The sequence below is a fragment of the Streptomyces sp. NPDC048275 genome (genome assembly GCF_040652275.1).
GTDB lineage: Bacteria > Actinomycetota > Actinomycetes > Streptomycetales > Streptomycetaceae > Streptomyces.
Map to the genome: position 1 here is coordinate 22,730 of NZ_JBEZLR010000083.1, position 20,112 is coordinate 42,841.

Here is a 20,112-nt window from a genome sequence, read left to right on the forward strand (position 1 = left end):
TGTCCCTCCCTGGGAGTTACGGGTGTGCGGGCACGGTCGTCAGCAGCGGCTTCGGTGATGTCCGGCCGGCCGGTGAACCCATGGCCGTGATCGTGAACACCAGGGCGAGCGCGACGACGAGACCGGTCGCGGCGGCGATGAGAGCACGCATGCGGAGCCTCCCGAAGGACGGAGGATCGAGAACTGATACATCGTCAGGTCGGGCACCGTAGCAACGGCGGGGCGAGATGAGAACACGTTGCGCACACAGACGACGGCACGACGAGGGCGCCCCCTCCGCCGGAAGCGGAGGGGGCGCCCTCGATGCGCGTAGGACTATGACGTGGCTATGAAGTGGCTACGGCGGCGGCGACCTTCAGCTCGACCGTCAGCGTCGCGCCGCCCGTCGTCGTGATGCGGAGCAGGAACGTGCCGGCCGTGTCGTCCGCGTACAGCTTCGGCAGCTTCAGTACGCCGTCGGCGTCCGTCGTGAGGCTGGTGAGGGTGCGGATCGTCTTGCCGTCCGCGTCCTTGAAGTAGGGGCCCTTGTCGTTCTCGGTCGCGTCGTCCGCCGACTTGATGAGCGTCGCGGTGGCCGCGACCTTCCCCGCGACGGCACCCTTGTAGGTGGCCTTTACCTCCACCTGGTCGGCGAACTCTCCACCCGGCACACAGGTCAGCTCGGTGGCGCTGGTGCGGGCGAGGGTGTCTGCCTGGCGGGCGGTGACGCTCGCGGTGTAGTCGAGTCCGGCCAGGACGCGGCCCACGACGGTGGCGCGGACCGTGAAGTCGCCGGTCTTCTCACCCGCCACGAGCGCGGGTGCGGTGGCCGTGCCGGCGCTGTTGGTGACCACCGTGGCCACGCTCTCGCCGCCGGTGAAGGTGGAGTCCGTGTCGCCGATGATCGTGAACCTCACTCGGACCTTCGCCACAGCCTTGTTCGCCTTGGTCTCGGTCCGCACGGCGACCTTGGCGTCGAAGGCGCCGCCCGCGGTCGCGGTGAGGTTCCCGGTGCCCGCGTCCTCCAGGTGGTCCACCGTCGCGGTGGGCGTGGTCGGCGGGGCCGGCGTGGCGGGCGGCGTGGGCGTTGTGGGCGGAGTGGGCGGAGTGGGCGTGGTCGGCGGCGTGGGGCTGGGCGGCGTCGTACCCGGCGGGGACGGCTTGGGGGGCTTGGGACTCGGCGTGGAGGACCCCGGCGTCGACGGGGTGGGATCCGTCGTGGAGTCGTCGTCGCTCCGGTTCGAGGGCAGGGTGCCCGTGCCGTCCGGAACCTCGTGGGTGCCCTTGCGGTAGTACTCGAGCCACGACAGGACCGTGTTGAGGTATTCCGTCGAGTAGTTGTAGTTGAGGATCGCGGCGTTCATCTCCGACTGCACGGACAGATCGCGGTCGAACCGGCACAGGTAGTGGCCGGCCGCGAGCGCCGCGTCGTAGATGTTGTTGGGGTCTTTCTTGCCGTCGCCGTTGCCGTCGCGGCCCGACCACGCCCAGGTGGAGGGGATGAACTGCATGGGGCCCACCGCGCGGTCGTACGCGCTGTCGCCGTCGTACGCGCCGTTGTCGGTGTCGGCGATCAGCGCGAAGCCGTTGCCGTCGAGCTTGGGGCCGAGGATCGGCGAGAGCGTCGTGCCGTCCGCGTCGACGCGCCCGCCGCGCGCCTGGCCCGACTCGACCTTGCCGATGGCGGCGAGGAGCTGCCAGGGCAGATTGCACCCCGGCTTGGACTCGCGCAGCGAGGCCTCGGCCTTCTTGTAGGCGTCCAGGACGGTCGCGGGTATACCGGCCTCCGCCTCGCCCACGGACACGGCCGTGCCCGCGCTCGGCGACGAACTGGGGCTCGGATTCGGGCTGTTCAGCGGCGGAAGGTCCGTGTAGTACGGCGAGTCGCCGGTCGCGCCGCCACCGCCGTCGCTGCTCGCGTCGGACGAGGCCTGAGCGCCGGTGGATTGGCCGCCTTGGTCCTCGGTGGTCACCCCCGGAGCCTGGGAGGCGGACAGGGCCGCGACCACGATCGCGGCCACGGCGGTGGTCGCCGCCCCCTTGCGCAGCCTGCCGAATTGCGCCGCCATTGCGTGAACCCCTCCCGTGGACGACCGCCCGCGCTCCGCGCGTTCTCTTCCCTTGCCTCTTTCACTGTTCGACCGCGCTCCCCCCCCCAGCACGGCAACCCAAGTGACCCTACGACAACTTCCGTCGCCCAGACACCCGTTCGTGCCCGATTTTCACCACTTGGCCATGTGGGGTTGTCCAAGGTGACACGGACCTCGGGTGGCCCGCCGGGGCGTTTCCCTACGTCCCTCATACTGGCCGCCGGGGATCACCGAGGCCGACGAATGCGGCCAACATCATCTGCAGGGGGACGATTTGCCCTTCACTCTCAGCCACGCGGCGGCCGTACTGCCCGCCGTCCGCGGTGACGGGAGCGGTCGCGGCCGACTGGTTCCGGCCGTCCTCGTGGCCGGTTCGTTCGCCCCCGACATGACCTACTACGCGGCGAGCCTGCTGCCCGCGGCGATGGAGTTCGGCAACTTCACGCACTCCATCGCCGGCGTCTTCACCTTCGACGTTCTCGTCGCCTGGGCGCTCGTGGGCGCCTGGCTGGTGCTGCGCGAACCGCTGGTGGCGCTGCTGCCGCGGGCCCGGCAGGGACGCCCCGCGGGGCTGCTGCGCTGCGGGGCGCCACGTCGGCCTGTGCGTGCGTCAGCGGCGTTGTGGTGGTACGTCTCCGCGGCACTCGGCGCACTGACGCACGTCGTGTGGGACGCGTTCACTCATCACGACCGGTGGGGGGTACGGCTGTTCCCCGTCCTGGAAGAGGAGGCCGGCGGCTCGCCACTGTTCTGGTACGCGCAGTACGGCAGTTCGGCCGTGGCTGCCGTCGTGATCGTGGCCTTCGTGGTCGTCGCGCTGCGGCGGACGCCTCCCGGCGAGCCGGTCGGGGTACCGGTACTGTCCCGTTCCGACCGCTGGCTCGCAGCCGCCGTCATCGGGGCCTGCGCACTGGTGGGTGCCGTACAGCGGGCTTCGCGCTGGTGGGCCTACTGGGGCTCCAGCGCGAAGCCGTGGGAGTTGATCCCGACGCTGTGCTTCGGTGCGGGCGCGGGCCTCGTACTCGGCCTCGCGCTGTACGGCGTCGGGGTCAGGATGTGGCGTCCCGCTCCGGCTCGTCCCAGCCAGGAACCGGCTCGTACGGAGCCGAACCGTCCGACACCTCGCTGACCTTGCCCTCCGTAGTGGGGCCCTGGACGAGACCGCGCCCCTGATCGAGGCCGCGATGGACGGCCTGGGCGATGCGCTCGATGGTGCGGACCCCGTACGCCATCGTCGGGTTGTCGTGCGACAGGACGACGATGCGGTACGTGCGGTGAGGGCCCGTGAACGCGCCGACACTGTGCACCCGCCAGCCGTGCGTGGACCGGGGCAGCCAGCCGTTCTTGAGGTGCGCCGTCAAGCCTTTCGGCATGCCGGCGGGCACACCCCAGCGCTGGTCGGCGCGGACCTGACTGAGCAGTTGCAGGCCATAGGCGCGGGTCTTCAGGAACGAGCGGGCGTTGGTGAGTACGTCCAGCAGCCGCAGCTGATCGGCGGCCGTGGTGCGGGTCAGACCCCAGTAGCCGGCCGGGCCGAGCTCGGTGCCGGTCGTCCCCACGCGGATCAGGAAGCGGTCCAGAACAGCCCGGCCCAGATTGCCCCACAACCGCTGGGCGGCCGCGTTGTCCGAGACGGTGATCATCGGACGTACGTTGGCGAGCTCCCACTCCGTGAGGGTGCGTTGCAGCTCCTCCGAACGGCGCAGGGTGGCCTCCATGATCGTGACCTTGGCGACGCTCGCCGCGTCGTACTGACGCTCGCTCGCGAAGGCACAGGTCAAGCCGGTGCCGTCATCGTGCACCGCGAGGGAGACCGTGCCCCGGCGTGACGACAGCACCCCCAGGATGTCGCGGGACATCCGGGCGGCGAGATCGGGGTTGAGGACAGATCGGCAGGCCGCAGGCACCTGGACGCTGCTCGCGCCCGCGGCCACTGCGGGCATCGGCGCGAGCAGCGCCGAGACAACGGCTGCGGCTATGGCCGTGCGGCCACTGAGCATGCGTGTACCCATGCCCGCATCCTTACGGTCCCGCCACGCGGGAGGCACCTCTACGAGGGCCACGCGAGTGACGGTCCCTCCGGGCGGCGAACGGGACACACGGGGCCTGCGTCTCCGGCCTGCCCGGGCGGGGCGGCACCCCGCGGACGGCATCGGAGAGGCCGGGACACCCATGTCCAGGGCCGGGGCAGGCCCCCCCGAAGAGCCCAGGACGCCCATCGCCCTTCCGGGCAGGGGCTTGACCCCACGGGGGTGCCCCTCCCGGTCGGCTCGGCACCGTCGAAAGACACCGCACTGATTGCGCGCCTTTGCCGCGCCAGGAAACCCAAGCGCCCGGCTCCACAGCCTCGCAGCACCACGGGCACCCGGCCCCACCGACCACGAATGCCAAGCTCCACGGACCCGCAGACATCCCACCCACGGCCCCACCGTCGCCCGGCCCCGTAGCCCCAGGCACCCACGGACCCAGCGTCGCCCCGCCCCGTAGCCCCCAGACACCCACAGACCCACCGTCACCCCGCCCCGTAGCCCCCAGACACCCACAGACCCACCGTCACCCCGCCCCGTAGCCCCCAGGCACCCACAGACACGGCCCAACCGCCGGAGGCTAGTGCGCTGCCGACTCCCAGTCCGGGCCCGAGCCGACGGAGACGTCCAAGGGGGCCCGCAGATGGACGCCGGATGCCATCTCGCGACGGACCAGTTCCTCGGTCTTCGCGCGCTCGCCCGGGGCGATCTCCAGGACGATTTCGTCGTGGACCTGGAGGAGCATGCGGGACTTGAGGTCGGCCTCGCGCAACGCCCGGTCGACATTCAGCATGGCGATCTTGACGATGTCCGCGGCGGTGCCCTGGATAGGCGCGTTCAAGGCCATGCGCTCGGCCATCTCGCGGCGCTGACGGTTGTCGCTGTTCAGGTCGGGGAGATAGCGGCGACGGCCGAACAGCGTCTCCGTGTAGCCCGTGGCACGCGCCTCGTCGACCACGCGGCGCAGATAGTCGCGCACCCCGCCGAAGCGCTCGAAGTACGTGTCCATCAGGCCACGGGCCTCGCCCGCGTCGATGTTCAGCTGCTGGGAGAGACCGAACGCCGACAGCCCGTACGCCAGGCCGTACGACATCGCCTTGATCTTGCGTCGCATCTCCGCGTCGACCGCGGACCGCTCCACCGAGAACACCTGCGAGGCAACCGTGGTGTGCAGGTCCTCGCCGGACGTGAACGCCTCGAGCAGGCCCTCGTCCTCCGACAGGTGGGCCATCACGCGCAGCTCGATCTGGCTGTAGTCCGCGGTCATCAGCGACTCGAAGCCCTCGCCGACCACGAAACCGCGGCGGATCGCGCGGCCCTCCTCCGTGCGGACCGGGATGTTCTGCAGATTCGGGTCCACCGACGACAGACGGCCCGTCGCGGCCACCGTCTGGTTGAAGGTGGTGTGGATGCGGCCGTCCCCGGCGATGGTCTTGATCAGACCCTCGACCGTCACCCGCAGCCTCGCCTGCTCGCGATGACGGAGCATGATCACCGGCAGCTCGTGGTCGGTCTGCGTGGCCAGCCAGGCCAACGCGTCCGCGTCCGTCGTGTAACCCGTCTTCGTCTTCTTCGTCTTGGGCAGGTCGAGCTCGCCGAAGAAGACCTCCTGAAGCTGCTTGGGCGAACCGAGATTGAACTCGTGCCCGACGGAGGCGTGCGCCTCCTTCACCGCCTGCTGCACGGCGCCGGCGAACATCTGCTCCATGGCCTCCAGATGCGCCCGGTCGGCCGCGATGCCATGCCGCTCCATACGGGCCAGCAGCGCGGACGTCGGCAGCTCCATGTCACGCAGCAGATCGGCCGCACCGACCTCCGCCAGCTTCTCGCCGAACGCCTCGCCCAGATCGAGGATCGCGCGGGCCTGCACCATCAGCGCCTCGGCCTCGGCCTGCTCGTCCGTGCCGAAGGCGAGCTGCCCGTCGGCAGCGGCGGCGGGAGCCAGCTCCCGCCCCAGGTACTCCAGGGACAGCGCGTCCAGCGCGAACGAGCGACGCCCCGGCTTCACCAGATACGCGGCGAGCGCCGTGTCCATGGACACGCCCTCCACGCTCCAGCCGTGCTCGGCGAAGACCCGCATCGCGCCCTTGGCGTTGTGCAGCACCTTCGGCTTCCCGGGATCGGCGAGCCACTTCGCAAACGCGTTCTCGTCGGCCTCGTCCAGCTGCGTCGGGTCGAACCACGCGGCCGCCCCGCCCGCCGCGGCGAGCGCGACCTCGGCCACCGCGCCGGTGCCCAGCGCCCACGAGTCGACCGTGGCCAGCCCGAGGACCGCCTTGCCGTGCTCGGCGAGCCACGGCTTCAGCTCGCCCGCGCCCAGCACCACACCGTCCAGCTCGACACCCGCGGCGACCGGCTGCGCCGCCTCGGCCTCCTCCGCCCCCGGGTCGACGGCGAGGAGACGCTCACGCAGCGACGGGTTGCGGATCTCCAACGTGTCCAGAACCATCGCCACGGCCGTCCGGTCGTACGGAGCACGCTCCAGGTCGGCGACCGTCCTCGGCAGCTCCACGTCCTTCACCATCTCCGTGAGACGGCGATTGAGCTGCACCGCCTCCAGGTGATCACGGAGGTTCTGCCCGGCCTTGCCCTTCACCTCGTCGACGCGCTCGACCAGCTCCGCGAACGAACCGAACTGGTTGATCCACTTTGCGGCGGTCTTCTCGCCGACACCGGGGATGCCCGGCAGATTGTCCGACGGGTCGCCCCGCAGCGCCGCGAAATCGGGGTACTGCGCCGGCGTCAACCCATACTTCTCGACGACCTTCTCCGGAGTGAAGCGGGTCAGCTCCGAGACGCCCTTCGTCGGATACAGCACCGTCGTGTGCTCCGAGACCAGCTGGAACGAGTCACGGTCACCCGTGACGATCAGCACCTCGAAGCCCTCGGCCTCGGCCTGCGTGGCCAGCGTGGCGATGATGTCGTCGGCCTCGAAACCGTCCACCGCGAACCGCTGCGCGTGCATCGCGTCCAGCAGCTCGCCGATCAGCTCGACCTGCCCCTTGAACTCGTCCGGGGTCTTCGACCGGTTCGCCTTGTACTCCGTGAACTCCTCCGAGCGCCACGTCTTGCGCGAGACGTCGAACGCCACCGCGAAGTGCGTGGGCGCCTCGTCGCGCAGCGTGTTCGCCAGCATCGACGCAAAACCATAGATTGCGTTCGTCGGCTGCCCCGTCGCGGTCGTGAAATTCTCCGCGGGCAGCGCGAAGAACGCGCGGTACGCCAGCGAGTGCCCGTCCATGAGCATCAGCCGCGGACGGGCCGTGCCTGCGGTTTTCCCGGTCTTCTTCGATGCTGTTTCTGCCACGACCCCGATCCTGCCACGGCCCACTGACATCGAGAGCCCTCCCGGCCCGCCCCGAACGCTGTCAGCGCCGCGTGCGAGGATCGAAGCCGTCGGGGAGACACACAAGCGGACGTGTACACGACGTGTACACGTGGAGGGGGTCAGCGATGGCCAGCAAGCCGCCCAAGGGCGATCCGGTTCAGGACGCCCCGCAGGTCACCGAGCCGAAGAGCGCCGCGGCCGGGCTGCCCGCCATCGGCCACACCCTGCGCATCGCGCAGCAGCAGATGGGCGTGCGCCGCACCGCGCTCACCCTCCTGCGCGTCAACCAGAAGGACGGCTTCGACTGCCCGGGCTGCGCCTGGCCCGAGCCGGAGCACCGGCACACGGCGGAGTTCTGCGAGAACGGCGCGAAGGCGGTCGCCGAGGAAGCCACCCTGCGCCGCGTCACCCCGGACTTCTTCGCCGCGCACTCGGTCACCGACCTCTTCGGCCGCAGCGGCTACTGGCTGGGCCAGCAGGGCCGCCTCACCCACCCCATGTACCTCCCCGAAGGCGCCGACCACTACGAGCCGGTCTCCTGGGAGCGCGCCTTCGACATCGTCGCCGAGGACCTCGCCGCGCTCGACTCCCCCGACGAGGCCCTCTTCTACACCTCCGGACGCACGAGCAACGAGGCCGCCTTCCTCTACCAGCTGTTCGCCCGCGAACTCGGCACCAACAACCTGCCGGATTGCTCGAACATGTGCCACGAGTCCTCGGGATCCGCCCTCTCCGAGACCATCGGCATCGGCAAGGGCAGCGTCCTGCTCGACGACCTCTACAAGGCGGACCTGATCATCGTCGCCGGGCAGAACCCCGGCACGAACCACCCCCGCATGCTCTCCGCCCTGGAAAAGGCCAAGGCCAACGGCGCGAAGATCATCACCGTCAACCCGCTGCCCGAGGCGGGCCTGGAGCGCTTCAAGAACCCGCAGACCCCCCAGGGCATGCTCAAGGGCGCCGCCCTCACCGACCTGTTCCTCCAGATCCGCCTCGGCGGCGACCAAGCCCTCTTCCGCCTCCTCAACAAGCTCGTCCTGGAGACCGACGGAGCCGTCGACCAGGAGTTCATCGACGAACACACCCACGGCTACGAGGAGTTCGCGACCACCGCCCGCGCCGCCGACTGGGACGAGACACTCATCGCGACCGGCCTCACCCGGGACAAGATCGACGAAGCCCTGCGGATGATCCTCGCCTCCCAGCGCACCATCGTGTGCTGGGCGATGGGCCTCACCCAGCACAAGCACTCCGTGCCGACCATCCGCGAAGTCGTCAACCTCCTCCTGCTGCGCGGCAACATCGGCCGCCCCGGCGCCGGCGTATGCCCGGTCCGCGGCCACTCCAACGTGCAGGGCGACCGCACCATGGGCATCTTCGAACGCCCCGCCCCCGCCTTCCTCGACGCTCTGGAGAGGGAGTTCGGCTTCGCCCCGCCCCGCGAGCACGGCTACGACGTCGTACGAGCCATCCGCGCCCTGCGCGACGGCGACGCCAAGGTCTTCTTCGCCATGGGCGGCAACTTCGTGTCCGCCTCCCCCGACACCGAGGTCACCGAGGCCGCCATGCGCCGCGCCCGCCTCACCGTCCACGTATCGACGAAACTGAACCGCTCGCACGTGATCACCGGCGCCCGCGCCCTGATCCTGCCCACCCTCGGCCGCACCGAGCGCGACCTCCAGGTCGGCCCGAACGGGAAAAGCACAGAACAGTTCGTCACCGTCGAGGACTCCATGGGCATGGTGCACGCCTCACACGGCCGCCTGGCGCCCGCGAGCGACCACCTGCTGTCCGAACCCGCCATCGTGTGCCGCCTCGCCCGCCGCGTCCTCGGCGACGAATCCCGCACCCCCTGGGAGGAATTCGAGAAGGACTACGCGACCGTCCGCGACCGCATCGCCCGCGTCATCCCCGGCTTCGAGGACTTCAACGCACGCGTCGCCCACCCCGACGGCTTCACCCTCCCGCACGCCCCGCGCGACGAGCGCCGCTTCCCCACCGCCACCGGCAAGGCCAACTTCACCGCCGCGCCCGTCGAGTACCCGAAGCTCCCCGAAGGCCGCCTGCTCCTGCAGACCCTGCGCTCGCACGACCAGTACAACACCACCATCTACGGCCTGGACGACCGCTACCGCGGCATCAAGAACGGCCGCCGGGTCGTCCTGGTCAACCCCGAGGACGCACAGTCCCTCGGGATCGCCGACAGCTCGTACGTCGACCTCGTCAGCGAGTGGCGGGACGGCGTCGAGCGGCGCGCCCCCGGCTTCCGCGTCGTGCACTACCCGACCGCGAAGGGCTGCGCCGCCGCGTACTACCCGGAGACCAACGTCCTCGTGCCGCTCGACGCCACCGCCGACACCAGCAACACCCCGGCCAGCAAGTCCGTCGTAGTCCGTCTGGAACAATCAACGACCGACTGAGCGTTTGCTCAGCCAGTGCGCCAGACAGATTCACGACGTCGACGATCGGAGCCGGCCCCATGGGCGAGCAGAGCCACGTGAAGTTCCCGCAAGAGGTCATCGACGAGTACGCCTCGCTCGGCGTCGACCTGCCCGCCCTCTTCTCGGCAGGCCACCTCGGCACCCGCATGGGCGTGCAGATCGTCGAGGCCTCCGCGGACCGCGTCGTCGCCACCATGCCCGTGGAGGGCAACACCCAGCCGTACGGCCTCCTGCACGGAGGCGCCTCCGCCGTCCTCGCGGAGACCCTCGGCTCCATCGGCGCCATGCTCCACGGCGGCAGCTCCAAGATCGCCGTCGGCGTCGACCTGAACTGCACCCACCACCGCGGAGCCCGCTCCGGGCTGGTCACCGGCGTGGCCACCCCCGTCCACCGCGGGCGCAGCACGGCGACGTACGAGATCGTCATCTCCGACGAGAACGGCAAGCGCGTATGCACCGCCCGCCTGACCTGCCTGCTGCGGGACGCAGCGACGACCACTTCAGGCTGACATCACGCTCCGGTGCCGTACGCCACGCACGGCACCGGAGCCGAGACATCTCTCAACCGACGCGTCAAGTGGAACGGAAACCGAAAGGGGAGGGTTCCACAACGGCGACATCGACGGTTGGCAGCGCCTTTGAGACAGCCCCTACGTCGCACTCTGGGTCACCTACTGACCGCCGGCCCCAAAGTTCAACGAATAAAGCCGCCACTGTGCACGGCTCAGGGGCTGGTGTCGCAGCACACCTGCTGCGACACCAGCCCCCCAGTCCACGCTCGAACCAGCCGTCAGGCCGCGCCCTCACCGAGATACGCCGCCCGGATCCGCGAGTCGGCCAGCAGCTCCCGGGCATCACCCGACATCGCCACCGAACCGGTCTCCAGCACATAACCACGATGCGCAAGAGCCAGCGCCTGCGTGGCGTTCTGCTCCACCAGCAGCACCGTGGTGCCCTGCTGATTGATCTCCTGCACGATGTCGAAGATCTGCTGCACGATCAGCGGAGCCAGACCCATCGACGGCTCATCCAGCAACAGCAGCTGCGGCTTGCCCATCAGAGCACGACCGATCGCCAGCATCTGCTGCTCACCGCCCGACAGCGTGCCCGCCGCCTGCCCACGCCGCTCCGCCAACCGCGGAAAGAGCGTGAACACCCGATCGATGTCGGCAGAGTCCACCGACTTGAAGCGGTACGCACCCATCTCCAAGTTCTCGCGCACCGACATCGTCGCGAACACCCGTCGCCCCTCAGGCACATGCCCGATCCCGAACTGCACCAGCTCGTGCGACTTGATTCCGTCGATACGCTCCCCACGCAGCCGCACCTCACCGTAGCGAGGCTGCAGCATGCCCGAAACAGTACGCAGCGTCGTCGTCTTGCCCGCGCCGTTGCCACCGAGCAGGGCCACGATCTCGCCCTCACGCACCGTCAGATCGACGCCCTTGATCGCTTCGATCGCGCCATAGAACACCCGCAGGCCCACCAGCTCAAGCAGCGTGCCGCCCGGACCACCGACACCGCCCGACTCCTTGTGCAGCTCCGTCGTCGCGCTCACTGGCTGCTCTCCTCGTCCGACGCCGGCTGCCGCTCGGCGATGATGTTCTGGACCTCCTCGGCACCCTCCGCCGAAGAGCCGAGGTACGCCTCGATCACCGCCGGATGCTGCTGCACCTCACTCGGCGTCCCCTCGGCGATCTTCTTGCCGAAGTTGAGGACCATCACCCGGTCCGCCACCGACATCACCAGCCGCATGTCGTGCTCGATCAGCAGCACACTCACGCCCAGCTCATCGTTGATCCGGCGGATCAGCTGCTCCAACTCCAGCTTCTCCGTCGGGTTGGTACCCGCAGCCGGCTCATCCAGCAGCAGCACCTGCGGATCCGTCGCCAACGCCCGCGCGATCTCCAGGCTGCGCTGATCGCCGTAACTCAGACTGCCCGCAATCTCGTTGAGCTTGTCCTCGAGCCCCACGAACTTCAGCAGACGGTGCGCCCGCTCATCGCTCAGCCGCTCCGCCCGGCGCGCGTTCGGCAACCCCAACATGATCGCAACCGGACCGGCCTTCAGCCGGGTCTCCGCCGCGATCTTCACGTTCTCCAGCGCCGTCAGCGCCGAGAACAACCGGATGTTCTGGAACGTACGCGCCAGACCCAACCGGTTCACAATGTGCGGCTTACTCCCCAGCAGCGACTTCTCGCCACCGTCCTTCGGACGGAAGACGATACGCCCCTCCTGCGGCGTATACGCCCCCGTAAGGGAGTTGAACAGCGACGTCTTGCCCGCACCGTTCGGACCGATCACCGCAAGGATCTCTCCGCGGCGCATCTTCAGATCCACATGGTCCAGACAGACCAGACCACCGAATCTCAGGGTCACATCCGAAGTCTGCAGCACCAGCTCCGCGTCATCCGGCGCAGGCCCCGCAGCCTCAGTCGGGTCGCTCGTCACATCGGTGGTCATCAGAACTTGCCTCCCGCCGGCTCGGACATCGCATCCGCATCGCCGATACCCTCCTCCGCCATCTTCAGCTCACGCTGCCGACGACGGGAAGGCCAGATGCCCTGCGGCCGGTAAATCATCATGATCACAAGCAGCGCGCCCAAGTACATGTACCGGTCGGCCGGATCCACGTAGTCCTTCAGCGCCTCCGGCAGCCACACCAGCACGGCCGCACCCGCAAGCACACCCGGAATCGACCCCATGCCACCGAAGATGACGTATGCCAGGATCAGAATCGACTGCAGCAGCGGAAACACCTCGGGGTTGATGTACCCGTACTTACTCGTGAAGATCACACCCGCGACACCCGAGGTCGACGCACCGATCGCAAACGCCATCAGCTTGAACCGCACCGTGTCCACACCGTTCGCCGCGGCAGCGATCTCGTCCTCACGAATCGCCGTCCACGCCCGGCCCACCCGCGAGTTCTCAAGCCGCGAGAACAGCACGATCACCAGGACGATGAAGAAGACCAGCAAATACCAGTACGGCAGTGGCTTGATCGACCACTCGTACTTGATCCCCGCGAAGTCGACCGAGAAGTCGGGAATCAACCGGGCACCCTGCGGGCCACCCGTGATCCCGTCCGCGTTCTTCGCGACCAGATAGATGATCTCGTGGAAGCCCAGGGTCACAATCGCCAAGTAGTCACCCCGCAGCCGCAGCGTCGGAGCACCCAGCAGCAGACCCGTGAGCAGACAGGTCACCACCGCGATGGGAATCACCCAGAAGTTGTTCAGGACCACCGGAGGCTGCACCGGCAGATGCCCTGTCCAGTACGCCGTCGAGTACGCGCCCACCGCGAAGAAGGCGAAGAACCCCAGGTCCAGCAGACCAGCCCAACCGATCACCACATTCAGGCCGATCGCAAGCAGCGCAAAGATCGCGATCTGGTCGACCAGCAGGGTCTGCCACTGCCGCGCCAGACCCGACGGAATCGTCAGCGCCAGCACGAGGACGAGGACGATCAGACCCCAGCGCAGCCGCTTGTCCGCCTGAAAACGCGCCTGCACAGCGCCGACCGGGCCACCCACACCCGACTTCGCCTTCGCCGCAACACCCTTGACCGCGTCCGCCGCGAACTCCCGCAGCGCCCATACACCGACCGTGATCGCCAGGCACACCCACAAGTTACCGCCGGTGAAAGTGCCCTTGACCGAGAAGAAGATGTCACGCGTATTGCCCTGCTCACCCGTCACCAGAGCCAGCAGCACACCCAGCGCCACCATCGCCCACAACCGGGTGAACCGCTCCTGCTGATACCAGGCCGTACGACGCAGCCTGCTCGCCGCAGAGGCAGTCAGCTTCTCCGACGTGTCCACCGCACTCATGCCGCCCTCCCCACACGCTCACCGAGGATGCCCATCGGACGGAACATCAGCACCAGAATCAGCACCACCATCGCGGACACACTCCGCCACTCGTCACCGAGCAGCGGCACCGTCATCGTCTCCACGATGCCGATCAGAATGCCGCCCGCCATCGCCCCGCGGATATTGCCGATGCCACCCACGACAGCCGCCGCGAACGCGGTGATACCGGGAATGAAGCCCATCGTGTACGAGACCTGGTTCAGGTTGGCGAACAAGAACCCCGCCACACCGCCCAGCACACCACCGATGATGAACGTGCGGGAGATCACCTTGTCGATGTCCACACCCATCAGACCGGCCACCTCGGCATCCTGCGCGACCGCCCGGATGCCCTTGCCCAGCTTGGTTCGGTTCACCACCAGGTCGAGAGCGACCATCATCACCACGGCCGTTGCGAACTGCAGCAGCTGAGTGATGTTCACGCCCGCACCGAACACGCTGAACACGTTGTGGTTGTCGTATACCTCCGGCAGCGTCATCGGATCACGCCCGAACAGCTTGCCGGCCAGGTTGTAGAGGAAGAACGAAGCACCGATGGCGGTGATCAAGAAGATCAGCCTCGGCGCGCCACGTCTACGCAACGGCCGGTACGCAACCTTCTCCAGACCGTACGCCGTCACACCGCCGAACAGCGCGGACCCCGCCATCGCGAGAGCGACGAAACCGATCGAGGCCAGAGCCGAAGGGCTGTCCCCCGGATCCACGAGCTGAAGAACGATGAGACTGCCGTAGGCGCCCAGCATGAACACCTCGCTGTGCGCAAAGTTGATCAGCTGCAGCACGCCATACACCAGCGTGTAGCCGATGGCGATGACGGCGTACAGCGAGCCGAGCATCACCCCTAGGACGAGATAGTCCCAGAATTCTTGAAGGGACATGGAGCTGTCTTCCTTGTGGGAGCCGAGCGGACCGCCGCGCTCATGGCGACAGAAGCGGCCCGCGGCGGAACATGGGGATCAGATGAACATGGGGATCAGACACGGCTGTCGAGCCCACTTCGCAGACAGGGGGCCGGGAGAACTACCGTCTCCCGGCCCCCTGTCGCAGGGCATCAGCCGATCAAGCGCCGGCGTCAGCCAACCAGGTCGTTGACGTTGCCCTGGTACACGATCTTGCCGCTCTTGACCTGGTACAGGTACACGTCCGTACCCTTGAACTCACCGTTCTCGTCGAACGAGAAGGTCTTCGTCAGACCCTTGTAGGACGCCTTTGCCAGCGCGTCACGCAGCGCCTCACGCTGTACGTCACCCTTCAGACCCTTGACCTGCTCAATGATCATGTTGGTGATGTCGTACGCCTCGGCGGAGTACGTACCCGGAGGCCGGTTGAACTCCTTCTGGTAGTCCGCCGCGAACTTCTTCGTACCCGCCTCGACCGTGGCGTCGGTGCACGGGCAGGTCAAGTACCAGTTCTCCGCCGCGCTGCCGGCCAGCTCGACGAGCTTCGCGTCGTTCGAACCGTCACCCGAGATACCCGCGCCCGTGTAGCCCGCTTCCTTCAGCTTCTTCGCGAACGGCGCCAGATCCTGGTAGTAGCCGGCGTAGATCAGCGCGTCAGCCTTGGAGTTGACGACATCCTTCGCCGTCGCCGAGTAGTCCGGCGTCTTCTGCGGCACGGACTTCTTGACGACCGCGATACCGGCTTCCTTCAGGCCCTTCTCCGCGACACCCGCGAGACCCACGCCGTAGTCGGTCTTGTCGTCGATCAGGTAGACCTTCTTGGCCTGCAGCTTCTTGGCGTAGTACGTCGCCATGGCCGCACCCTGCATGTTGTCGTTCGGGACACCACGCAGGAAGCTCGTGAACTCGTTCTTCGGGTCCGTCAGCAGCGGGTTGGTCGCCGAAGGCGACACCGTCACCAGACCCGACTCCGCGTACAGCGGAGACGACGTGTTCGTCGGACCCGAGAACGCCGGGCCCACCACCGCGACGACGCTCTCGTCGTCGATGACCTTCTGCGCGGCCGTCGGCGCCTTGTCCGGCAGACCCTGGTCGTCAGCGGCCACGTACTCCAGCTTGTAGTCCAGGTCACCCTTGGCGTTCGCCTGATCGATGGCGAGCTTCACGCCGTTCTGCATGTTCTCACCCAGAGCGACGTTGTCACCCGAGAGCGGACCCTGGAAAGCGATCTTGAAACTGTCTCCGTCACTGCCGGAGTCACTGCTGCACCCGGTCAACGCCAGGGCACCCGCCGCCAGCGGAATCGCGAGCTTGACGATGGTTTTGTTGAGCATGAGGGACCCCCTGGAGCCGCCCGAACGACTTAGACAATGAGGGAAGTTGACAGACCCTCACAGGACACCGCATTACCCACGCGGTGTGCCGGGAATGTAATCCGGCTCCCGGCCCCTCCGATAGATGACCGCAGGATGTGTGATCGCCCTGTGACCTCGGTCATGCGTCGGAAACAGAACACTCCTTACCGGTAAACGGACATGTCCACCGCGAACCTCAAGATCCAGACAACTCGCACAGGCCCCTCACAGCGGACGGCAGACAGGCCGGGACAGAGGGACAGAGGGGTCAAATGCGACTAAGGGGGACCATGAAATGAACAACAGACTGCTCAGCGGCGTCATCGGCCTCACCGCCGGAATCGCAGCCGCCACCGGCGCAGCAGCCGCACTCTGGCCGGAACCCACCCCACCAGCCGACCTCCGCCCCCTGGAGATCAACCCCGACACCCCACCCGTACGCAGCGGCAACCTCACCTTCGACACCATCGGCCTGCGCTGCGGCATCACCACCGTCGTCGGCACCCACGCCGAACACTGGGCCAAAGGCCGACTCTGCCGCATCCGCATCACCGTGACCTCCCAGGACTCCGTCTTCGGCGAGATCGACAACAACCTCCACCGACTCACCCTCGACAACGGCCGCGCCCTCCCCCTCGACCGCGAAGCCACCCAGATCAAACGCCAACCCCTCGAAACCGAGGTCGCCGCACACGGCCAGATCACCTACGACCTGTGGTTCGACCTCCCCAAGAACACCCGCCCCACCGGCCTCCGCGTCCGGGCAGACGAAGAAGAGCCCCCAGTCACCATCCCGCTCCCCAAGCGAGACTGGACCGAGGGCTCCGCGTAGGCAAGCAGCACACGCCGCTCGTCGCCGCTATTCGCCGCTCTTTGTGGCCTTCTTCTCGTCCGCGTCCAGAATGACCGCCTCGGCGACCTGCTGCATGGACATACGGCGGTCCATCGACGTCTTCTGGATCCACCGGAAAGCGGCGGGCTCGGTCAGGCCGTACTGCGTCTGGAGGACTGACTTCGCACGGTCGACGAGCTTCCGCGTCTCGAGGCGCTGACTGAGGTCCGCGACCTCCTGCTCCAGCTGCTTCAGCTCCGTGAACCGCGACACGGCCATCTCGATCGCCGGGACGACGTCGCTCTTGCTGAAGGGCTTCACGAGGTACGCCATCGCGCCGGCGTCGCGCGCACGCTCGACCAGGTCGCGCTGCGAGAACGCGGTCAGCATGAGGACGGGGGCGATGCCCTCTTCGGCGATCTTCTCGGCGGCGGAGATGCCGTCCAGCTTCGGCATCTTCACGTCGAGGATCACGAGGTCCGGCTTGTGCTCACGGGCGAGCTCCACGGCCTGCTCGCCATCCCCCGCCTCACCTACGACGGCGTAGCCCTCTTCCTCGAGCATCTCTTTCAGGTCGAGGCGGATCAGCGCCTCGTCCTCAGCGATGACGACACGGGTCGTCAGCGGAGGCACGTGCGACTTGTCGTCGTCGGCGACGGGCTGGGGCGACTCGGGGGCGGTCACGGGGGCTCCTCGTTCACGGCGGGGTACTGCTCCCAAGAGCCTACCTAGCTGCAGCGAGCTGCGGTGACCCGGTATGCTTCCGGGCAGCCAGTCAGGCCGGGTTGGTGGAACGGCATACACGGAGGTCTCAAACACCTCTGCCCGTGAGGGCTTGCGGGTTCGAATCCCGCACCCGGCACAGTTTGACGCTAAGCGGATGTTCACATTCTCGTGAACATCCGCTTTTTGCTGCACGGAGTCACGATCAGTAACGCAGAGTGTCCGCATGATCTTTCACGGAACCGAGGTTCGACAGAGGGCTCTCATGCTGCTGCGCGACGGCGTAAAGAACGCAGACGTGGCGCGGAAACTTACCGTCCCGCTGGGCACAGTCGGCTACTGGAAACACACGGACCGCGCGAAGCGCGGCGAGTGTCCAGGCAAGCATGATCCGAAATGCCCACGGTGCGACGGACGAGACCTCGACGAGGCGGCGTACAGCTACCTGCTCGGCCTGTACCTGGGCGATGGCCACATCAGCCACTACTCAGAGCACCGCGTGCCCAACCTCATGATCACCTGTACGGAGTCGTGGCGCGGGCTCATGGACGACTGCGAGCAGGCCATACGCGCGGTGTTCCCTGATAACTCCGTCTGCCGCGTCCGCAGGATCGGCTGCTCCAACGTAAAGGTCTACTCGAAGCACCTGCACTGCCTGTTCCCTCAGCACGGCCCCGGAAAGAAGCACGAGCGCCCCATCGTCCTCGAACCCTGGCAACAGGAAATCGTCGATGCCCACCCCTGGGAATTCATCCGGGGCCTCATCCACTCCGACGGGTGCCGAATCACCAACTGGACCGAGAAAACCATCGGCGGCGAGCGCAAGCGCTATGAGTACCCCCGATACTTCTTCACCAACAAGTCGGACCACATCCGGAAGCTCTTCAGCGACACCCTCGACAAGGTGGGAGTCGAGTGGACGACCCTTGCTCGCGGCAGCGACCCCTTCAACATCTCGATCGCCCGAAAAGCCTCCGTCGCCCTCATGGACGCCCACGTAGGCCCCAAATACTGAGCGGCGCCTACTTGGGACTGTCGTCCTCCCCGATGTGGTGCACCCGTACGAGATTGGTCGTGCCGGAGACCCCGGGCGGGGAGCCGGCCGTGATGACGACGATGTCGCCCTTCTGGCAACGGCCGTAGTTCAGCAGCAGCTCGTCCACCTGGTTGACCATGGCGTCGGTGGAGTTGACGTGAGGGCCGAGGAAGGTTTCCACGCCCCAGGTCAGGCTCAGCTGGGAGCGGGTCGCCGGGTCCGGGGTGAAGGCGAGCAGCGGGATCGGGGAGCGGTAGCGCGACAGGCGGCGGACGGTGTCGCCGGACTGGGTGAAGGCGACCAGGAACTTGGCGCCGAGGAAATCGCCCATCTCTGCGGCCGCGCGGGCGACGGCGCCGCCCTGGGTGCGGGGCTTGTTGCGGTCGGTCAGGGGCGGCAGGCCCTTGGCGAGGATGTCTTCCTCGGCCGCCTCGACGATGCGGGCCATCGTGCGGACCGTCTCGATGGGGTATTTGCCGACGCTGGTCTCGCCGGACAGCATCACCGCGTCCGTGCCGTCGATGACGGCGTTGGCGACGTCCGAGGCTTCCGCGCGGGTCGGGCGGGAGTTCTCGATCATCGAGTCGAGCATCTGGGTGGCGACGATGACCGGCTTGGCGTTGCGTTTCGCCAGCTTGACGGCGCGCTTCTGGACGATCGGGACCTGCTCCAGGGGCATCTCCACGCCCAGGTCGCCACGCGCGACCATGATGCCGTCGAAGGCGGCGACGATGTCGTCGATCGCGTCGACGGCCTGGGGCTTCTCCACCTTGGCGATGACGGGAAGGCGGCGGCCTTCCTCGCCCATGATGCGGTGGACGTCGTCGATGTCGCGGCCGCTGCGCACGAAGGACAGGGCGATGACGTCGCATCCGATGCGCAGGGCCCAGCGGAGGTCTGCTTCGTCCTTGTCGGACAGGGCGGGGACGGAGACGGCGACGCCGGGGAGGTTGAGGCCCTTGTGGTCGGAGACCATGCCGCCTTCGACCACGGTGGTGTGGACGCGGGGGCCGTCGACGGCGGTGACCTGGAGGCTGACCTTGCCGTCGTCGACGAGGATGCGCTCACCTGGGGTGACGTCGGAGGCAAGCCCGGAGTATGTCGTACCGCAGGTCTGGCGGTCGCCCTCGATGCCGTCCTCCACGGTGATGGTGAAGGTGTCTCCGCGTTCAAGGAGTACGGGGCCTTCGGCGAAACGGCCGAGTCGGATCTTCGGACCTTGAAGGTCGGCGAGGAGTCCGACGCTGCGGCCGGTCTCGTCGGCCGCCTTTCGCACGTGGCGGTAGCGCTCCTCGTGTTCGGCGTAGGTGCCGTGGCTGAGGTTGAGGCGGGCTACGTCCATTCCGGCTTCGACCAGGGCTTTGATCTGGTCGTACGAGTCGGTGGCGGGGCCCAATGTACAGACGATTTTTGCTCGGCGCATGGTTCGAGCCTAGTACTCCAGTTGTAGATCGCGATCTTCATGCCTGAGTGGCTTGTCGCTGGTAGTGGCTGTCCTGGGATCGGGCCTGGTGGCGGCGTCGCCAG

At 67.7% G+C, this 20,112-nt stretch carries 16 protein-coding genes and 1 tRNA gene; 6 read left to right on the forward strand and 11 right to left on the reverse strand.

Annotated elements, in window-relative coordinates; translation table 11 throughout:
* Positions 1-16: 16 nt before the first annotated feature.
* Positions 17-151: an SPW_0924 family protein gene (locus tag AB0D57_RS35285; RefSeq protein ID WP_362082752.1), complete on the reverse strand. Its 135-nt coding sequence runs from the start codon at positions 149-151 to the stop codon at positions 17-19.
* Positions 152-326: 175 nt separating this feature from the next.
* Positions 327-2,048, reverse strand: a complete 1,722-nt coding sequence (locus AB0D57_RS35290) for a lytic transglycosylase domain-containing protein (RefSeq protein WP_362082755.1) — start codon at positions 2,046-2,048, stop codon at positions 327-329.
* Positions 2,049-2,343: 295 nt separating this feature from the next.
* Between AB0D57_RS35290 and AB0D57_RS35295 the strand changes: the two genes are divergently transcribed.
* Positions 2,344-3,198, forward strand: a complete 855-nt coding sequence (locus AB0D57_RS35295) for a DUF4184 family protein (RefSeq protein WP_362082758.1) — start codon at positions 2,344-2,346, stop codon at positions 3,196-3,198.
* Here AB0D57_RS35295 and AB0D57_RS35300 read toward each other — a convergent pair.
* Positions 3,119-4,081 (reverse strand): serine hydrolase, encoded by a 963-nt coding sequence (locus tag AB0D57_RS35300; RefSeq protein WP_362082761.1) that lies wholly within the window; start codon positions 4,079-4,081, stop codon positions 3,119-3,121. The two genes, AB0D57_RS35295 and AB0D57_RS35300, sit on opposite strands and share 80 nt — an antisense overlap.
* Before the next feature lie 595 nt (positions 4,082-4,676).
* Positions 4,677-7,403, reverse strand: coding sequence for a DNA polymerase I (polA, locus tag AB0D57_RS35305; RefSeq protein WP_362082764.1), 2,727 nt, complete (start codon positions 7,401-7,403; stop codon positions 4,677-4,679).
* Positions 7,404-7,549: 146 nt separating this feature from the next.
* On the opposite strand from polA, the gene AB0D57_RS35310 reads away from it, so the two are divergent.
* On the forward strand, positions 7,550-9,844 hold the full coding sequence (locus tag AB0D57_RS35310; protein ID WP_362082767.1) for an FdhF/YdeP family oxidoreductase: 2,295 nt from the start codon (positions 7,550-7,552) through the stop codon (positions 9,842-9,844).
* Positions 9,845-9,903: 59 nt separating this feature from the next.
* Complete coding sequence (locus tag AB0D57_RS35315) at positions 9,904-10,374, forward strand: hotdog fold thioesterase (RefSeq protein WP_362082770.1); 471 nt, start codon at positions 9,904-9,906, stop codon at positions 10,372-10,374.
* Positions 10,375-10,655: 281 nt separating this feature from the next.
* Here AB0D57_RS35315 and AB0D57_RS35320 read toward each other — a convergent pair whose 3' ends face one another.
* The 5 genes from AB0D57_RS35320 to AB0D57_RS35340 form a co-directional block, all read right to left on the reverse strand.
* Positions 10,656-11,423: an ABC transporter ATP-binding protein gene (locus AB0D57_RS35320; RefSeq protein ID WP_362082773.1), complete on the reverse strand. Its 768-nt coding sequence runs from the start codon at positions 11,421-11,423 to the stop codon at positions 10,656-10,658.
* The gene (locus AB0D57_RS35325) at positions 11,420-12,328 is read right to left on the reverse strand and encodes an ABC transporter ATP-binding protein (protein WP_362082776.1); all 909 of its coding nucleotides are present in this window, start codon (positions 12,326-12,328) and stop codon (positions 11,420-11,422) included. Before AB0D57_RS35325 ends, AB0D57_RS35320 begins: the two co-directional genes overlap by 4 nt.
* The gene (locus AB0D57_RS35330) at positions 12,328-13,698 is read right to left on the reverse strand and encodes a branched-chain amino acid ABC transporter permease (RefSeq protein WP_362082779.1); all 1,371 of its coding nucleotides are present in this window, start codon (positions 13,696-13,698) and stop codon (positions 12,328-12,330) included. The genes AB0D57_RS35325 and AB0D57_RS35330 overlap by 1 nt, the downstream gene beginning before the upstream one ends.
* Positions 13,695-14,618 carry a branched-chain amino acid ABC transporter permease gene (locus tag AB0D57_RS35335; RefSeq protein ID WP_362082782.1) on the reverse strand — a complete coding sequence of 308 codons (924 nt, stop codon included), beginning with the start codon at positions 14,616-14,618 and terminating at the stop codon, positions 13,695-13,697. Before AB0D57_RS35335 ends, AB0D57_RS35330 begins: the two co-directional genes overlap by 4 nt.
* Before the next feature lie 194 nt (positions 14,619-14,812).
* Positions 14,813-15,973 (reverse strand): branched-chain amino acid ABC transporter substrate-binding protein, encoded by a 1,161-nt coding sequence (locus AB0D57_RS35340; protein WP_362082785.1) that lies wholly within the window; start codon positions 15,971-15,973, stop codon positions 14,813-14,815.
* 316 nt (positions 15,974-16,289) lie between these two features.
* On the opposite strand from AB0D57_RS35340, the gene AB0D57_RS35345 reads away from it, so the two are divergent.
* The gene (locus AB0D57_RS35345) at positions 16,290-16,826 is read left to right on the forward strand and encodes a hypothetical protein (RefSeq protein ID WP_362082788.1); all 537 of its coding nucleotides are present in this window, start codon (positions 16,290-16,292) and stop codon (positions 16,824-16,826) included.
* Positions 16,827-16,853: 27 nt separating this feature from the next.
* On the opposite strand, the gene AB0D57_RS35350 is transcribed toward AB0D57_RS35345, so the two are convergent.
* A complete protein-coding gene (locus AB0D57_RS35350; protein WP_362082791.1) occupies positions 16,854-17,510 on the reverse strand; it encodes a response regulator in 657 nt (218 codons plus the stop codon).
* A gap of 95 nt (positions 17,511-17,605) precedes the next feature.
* Here AB0D57_RS35350 and AB0D57_RS35355 point away from each other — a divergent pair.
* Both AB0D57_RS35355 and AB0D57_RS35360 read left to right on the forward strand, forming a co-directional pair.
* Positions 17,606-17,688 (forward strand) — tRNA-Leu (locus AB0D57_RS35355).
* Positions 17,689-17,775: 87 nt separating this feature from the next.
* Entirely contained in the window at positions 17,776-18,564 is a 789-nt protein-coding gene (locus AB0D57_RS35360) for a helix-turn-helix domain-containing protein (RefSeq protein ID WP_362082794.1), read from the forward strand.
* Between the two features lie 7 nt (positions 18,565-18,571).
* On the opposite strand, the gene pyk is transcribed toward AB0D57_RS35360, so the two are convergent.
* On the reverse strand, positions 18,572-20,008 hold the full coding sequence (gene pyk, locus AB0D57_RS35365; RefSeq protein ID WP_362082797.1) for a pyruvate kinase: 1,437 nt from the start codon (positions 20,006-20,008) through the stop codon (positions 18,572-18,574).
* Between the last annotated feature and the right edge of the window lie 104 nt (positions 20,009-20,112).

What these genes read in the sequence shown, in the direction of transcription:
- AB0D57_RS35360 (WP_362082794.1), top strand. Translation starts at nt 17,776, where the DNA reads ATGATCTTTCACGGAACCGAGGTTCGACAGAGGGCTCTCATGCTGCTG.
- AB0D57_RS35325 (WP_362082776.1), bottom strand. Translation starts at nt 12,328, where the DNA reads ATGACCACCGATGTGACGAGCGACCCGACTGAGGCTGCGGGGCCTGCG.
- AB0D57_RS35285 (WP_362082752.1), bottom strand. Translation starts at nt 151, where the DNA reads ATGCGTGCTCTCATCGCCGCCGCGACCGGTCTCGTCGTCGCGCTCGCC.
- AB0D57_RS35310 (WP_362082767.1), top strand. Translation starts at nt 7,550, where the DNA reads ATGGCCAGCAAGCCGCCCAAGGGCGATCCGGTTCAGGACGCCCCGCAG.
- AB0D57_RS35290 (WP_362082755.1), bottom strand. Translation starts at nt 2,048, where the DNA reads ATGGCGGCGCAATTCGGCAGGCTGCGCAAGGGGGCGGCGACCACCGCC.
- AB0D57_RS35340 (WP_362082785.1), bottom strand. Translation starts at nt 15,973, where the DNA reads ATGCTCAACAAAACCATCGTCAAGCTCGCGATTCCGCTGGCGGCGGGT.
- AB0D57_RS35335 (WP_362082782.1), bottom strand. Translation starts at nt 14,618, where the DNA reads ATGTCCCTTCAAGAATTCTGGGACTATCTCGTCCTAGGGGTGATGCTC.
- pyk (WP_362082797.1), bottom strand. Translation starts at nt 20,008, where the DNA reads ATGCGCCGAGCAAAAATCGTCTGTACATTGGGCCCCGCCACCGACTCG.
- AB0D57_RS35330 (WP_362082779.1), bottom strand. Translation starts at nt 13,698, where the DNA reads ATGAGTGCGGTGGACACGTCGGAGAAGCTGACTGCCTCTGCGGCGAGC.
- AB0D57_RS35300 (WP_362082761.1), bottom strand. Translation starts at nt 4,081, where the DNA reads ATGGGTACACGCATGCTCAGTGGCCGCACGGCCATAGCCGCAGCCGTT.
- AB0D57_RS35345 (WP_362082788.1), top strand. Translation starts at nt 16,290, where the DNA reads ATGAACAACAGACTGCTCAGCGGCGTCATCGGCCTCACCGCCGGAATC.
- AB0D57_RS35315 (WP_362082770.1), top strand. Translation starts at nt 9,904, where the DNA reads ATGGGCGAGCAGAGCCACGTGAAGTTCCCGCAAGAGGTCATCGACGAG.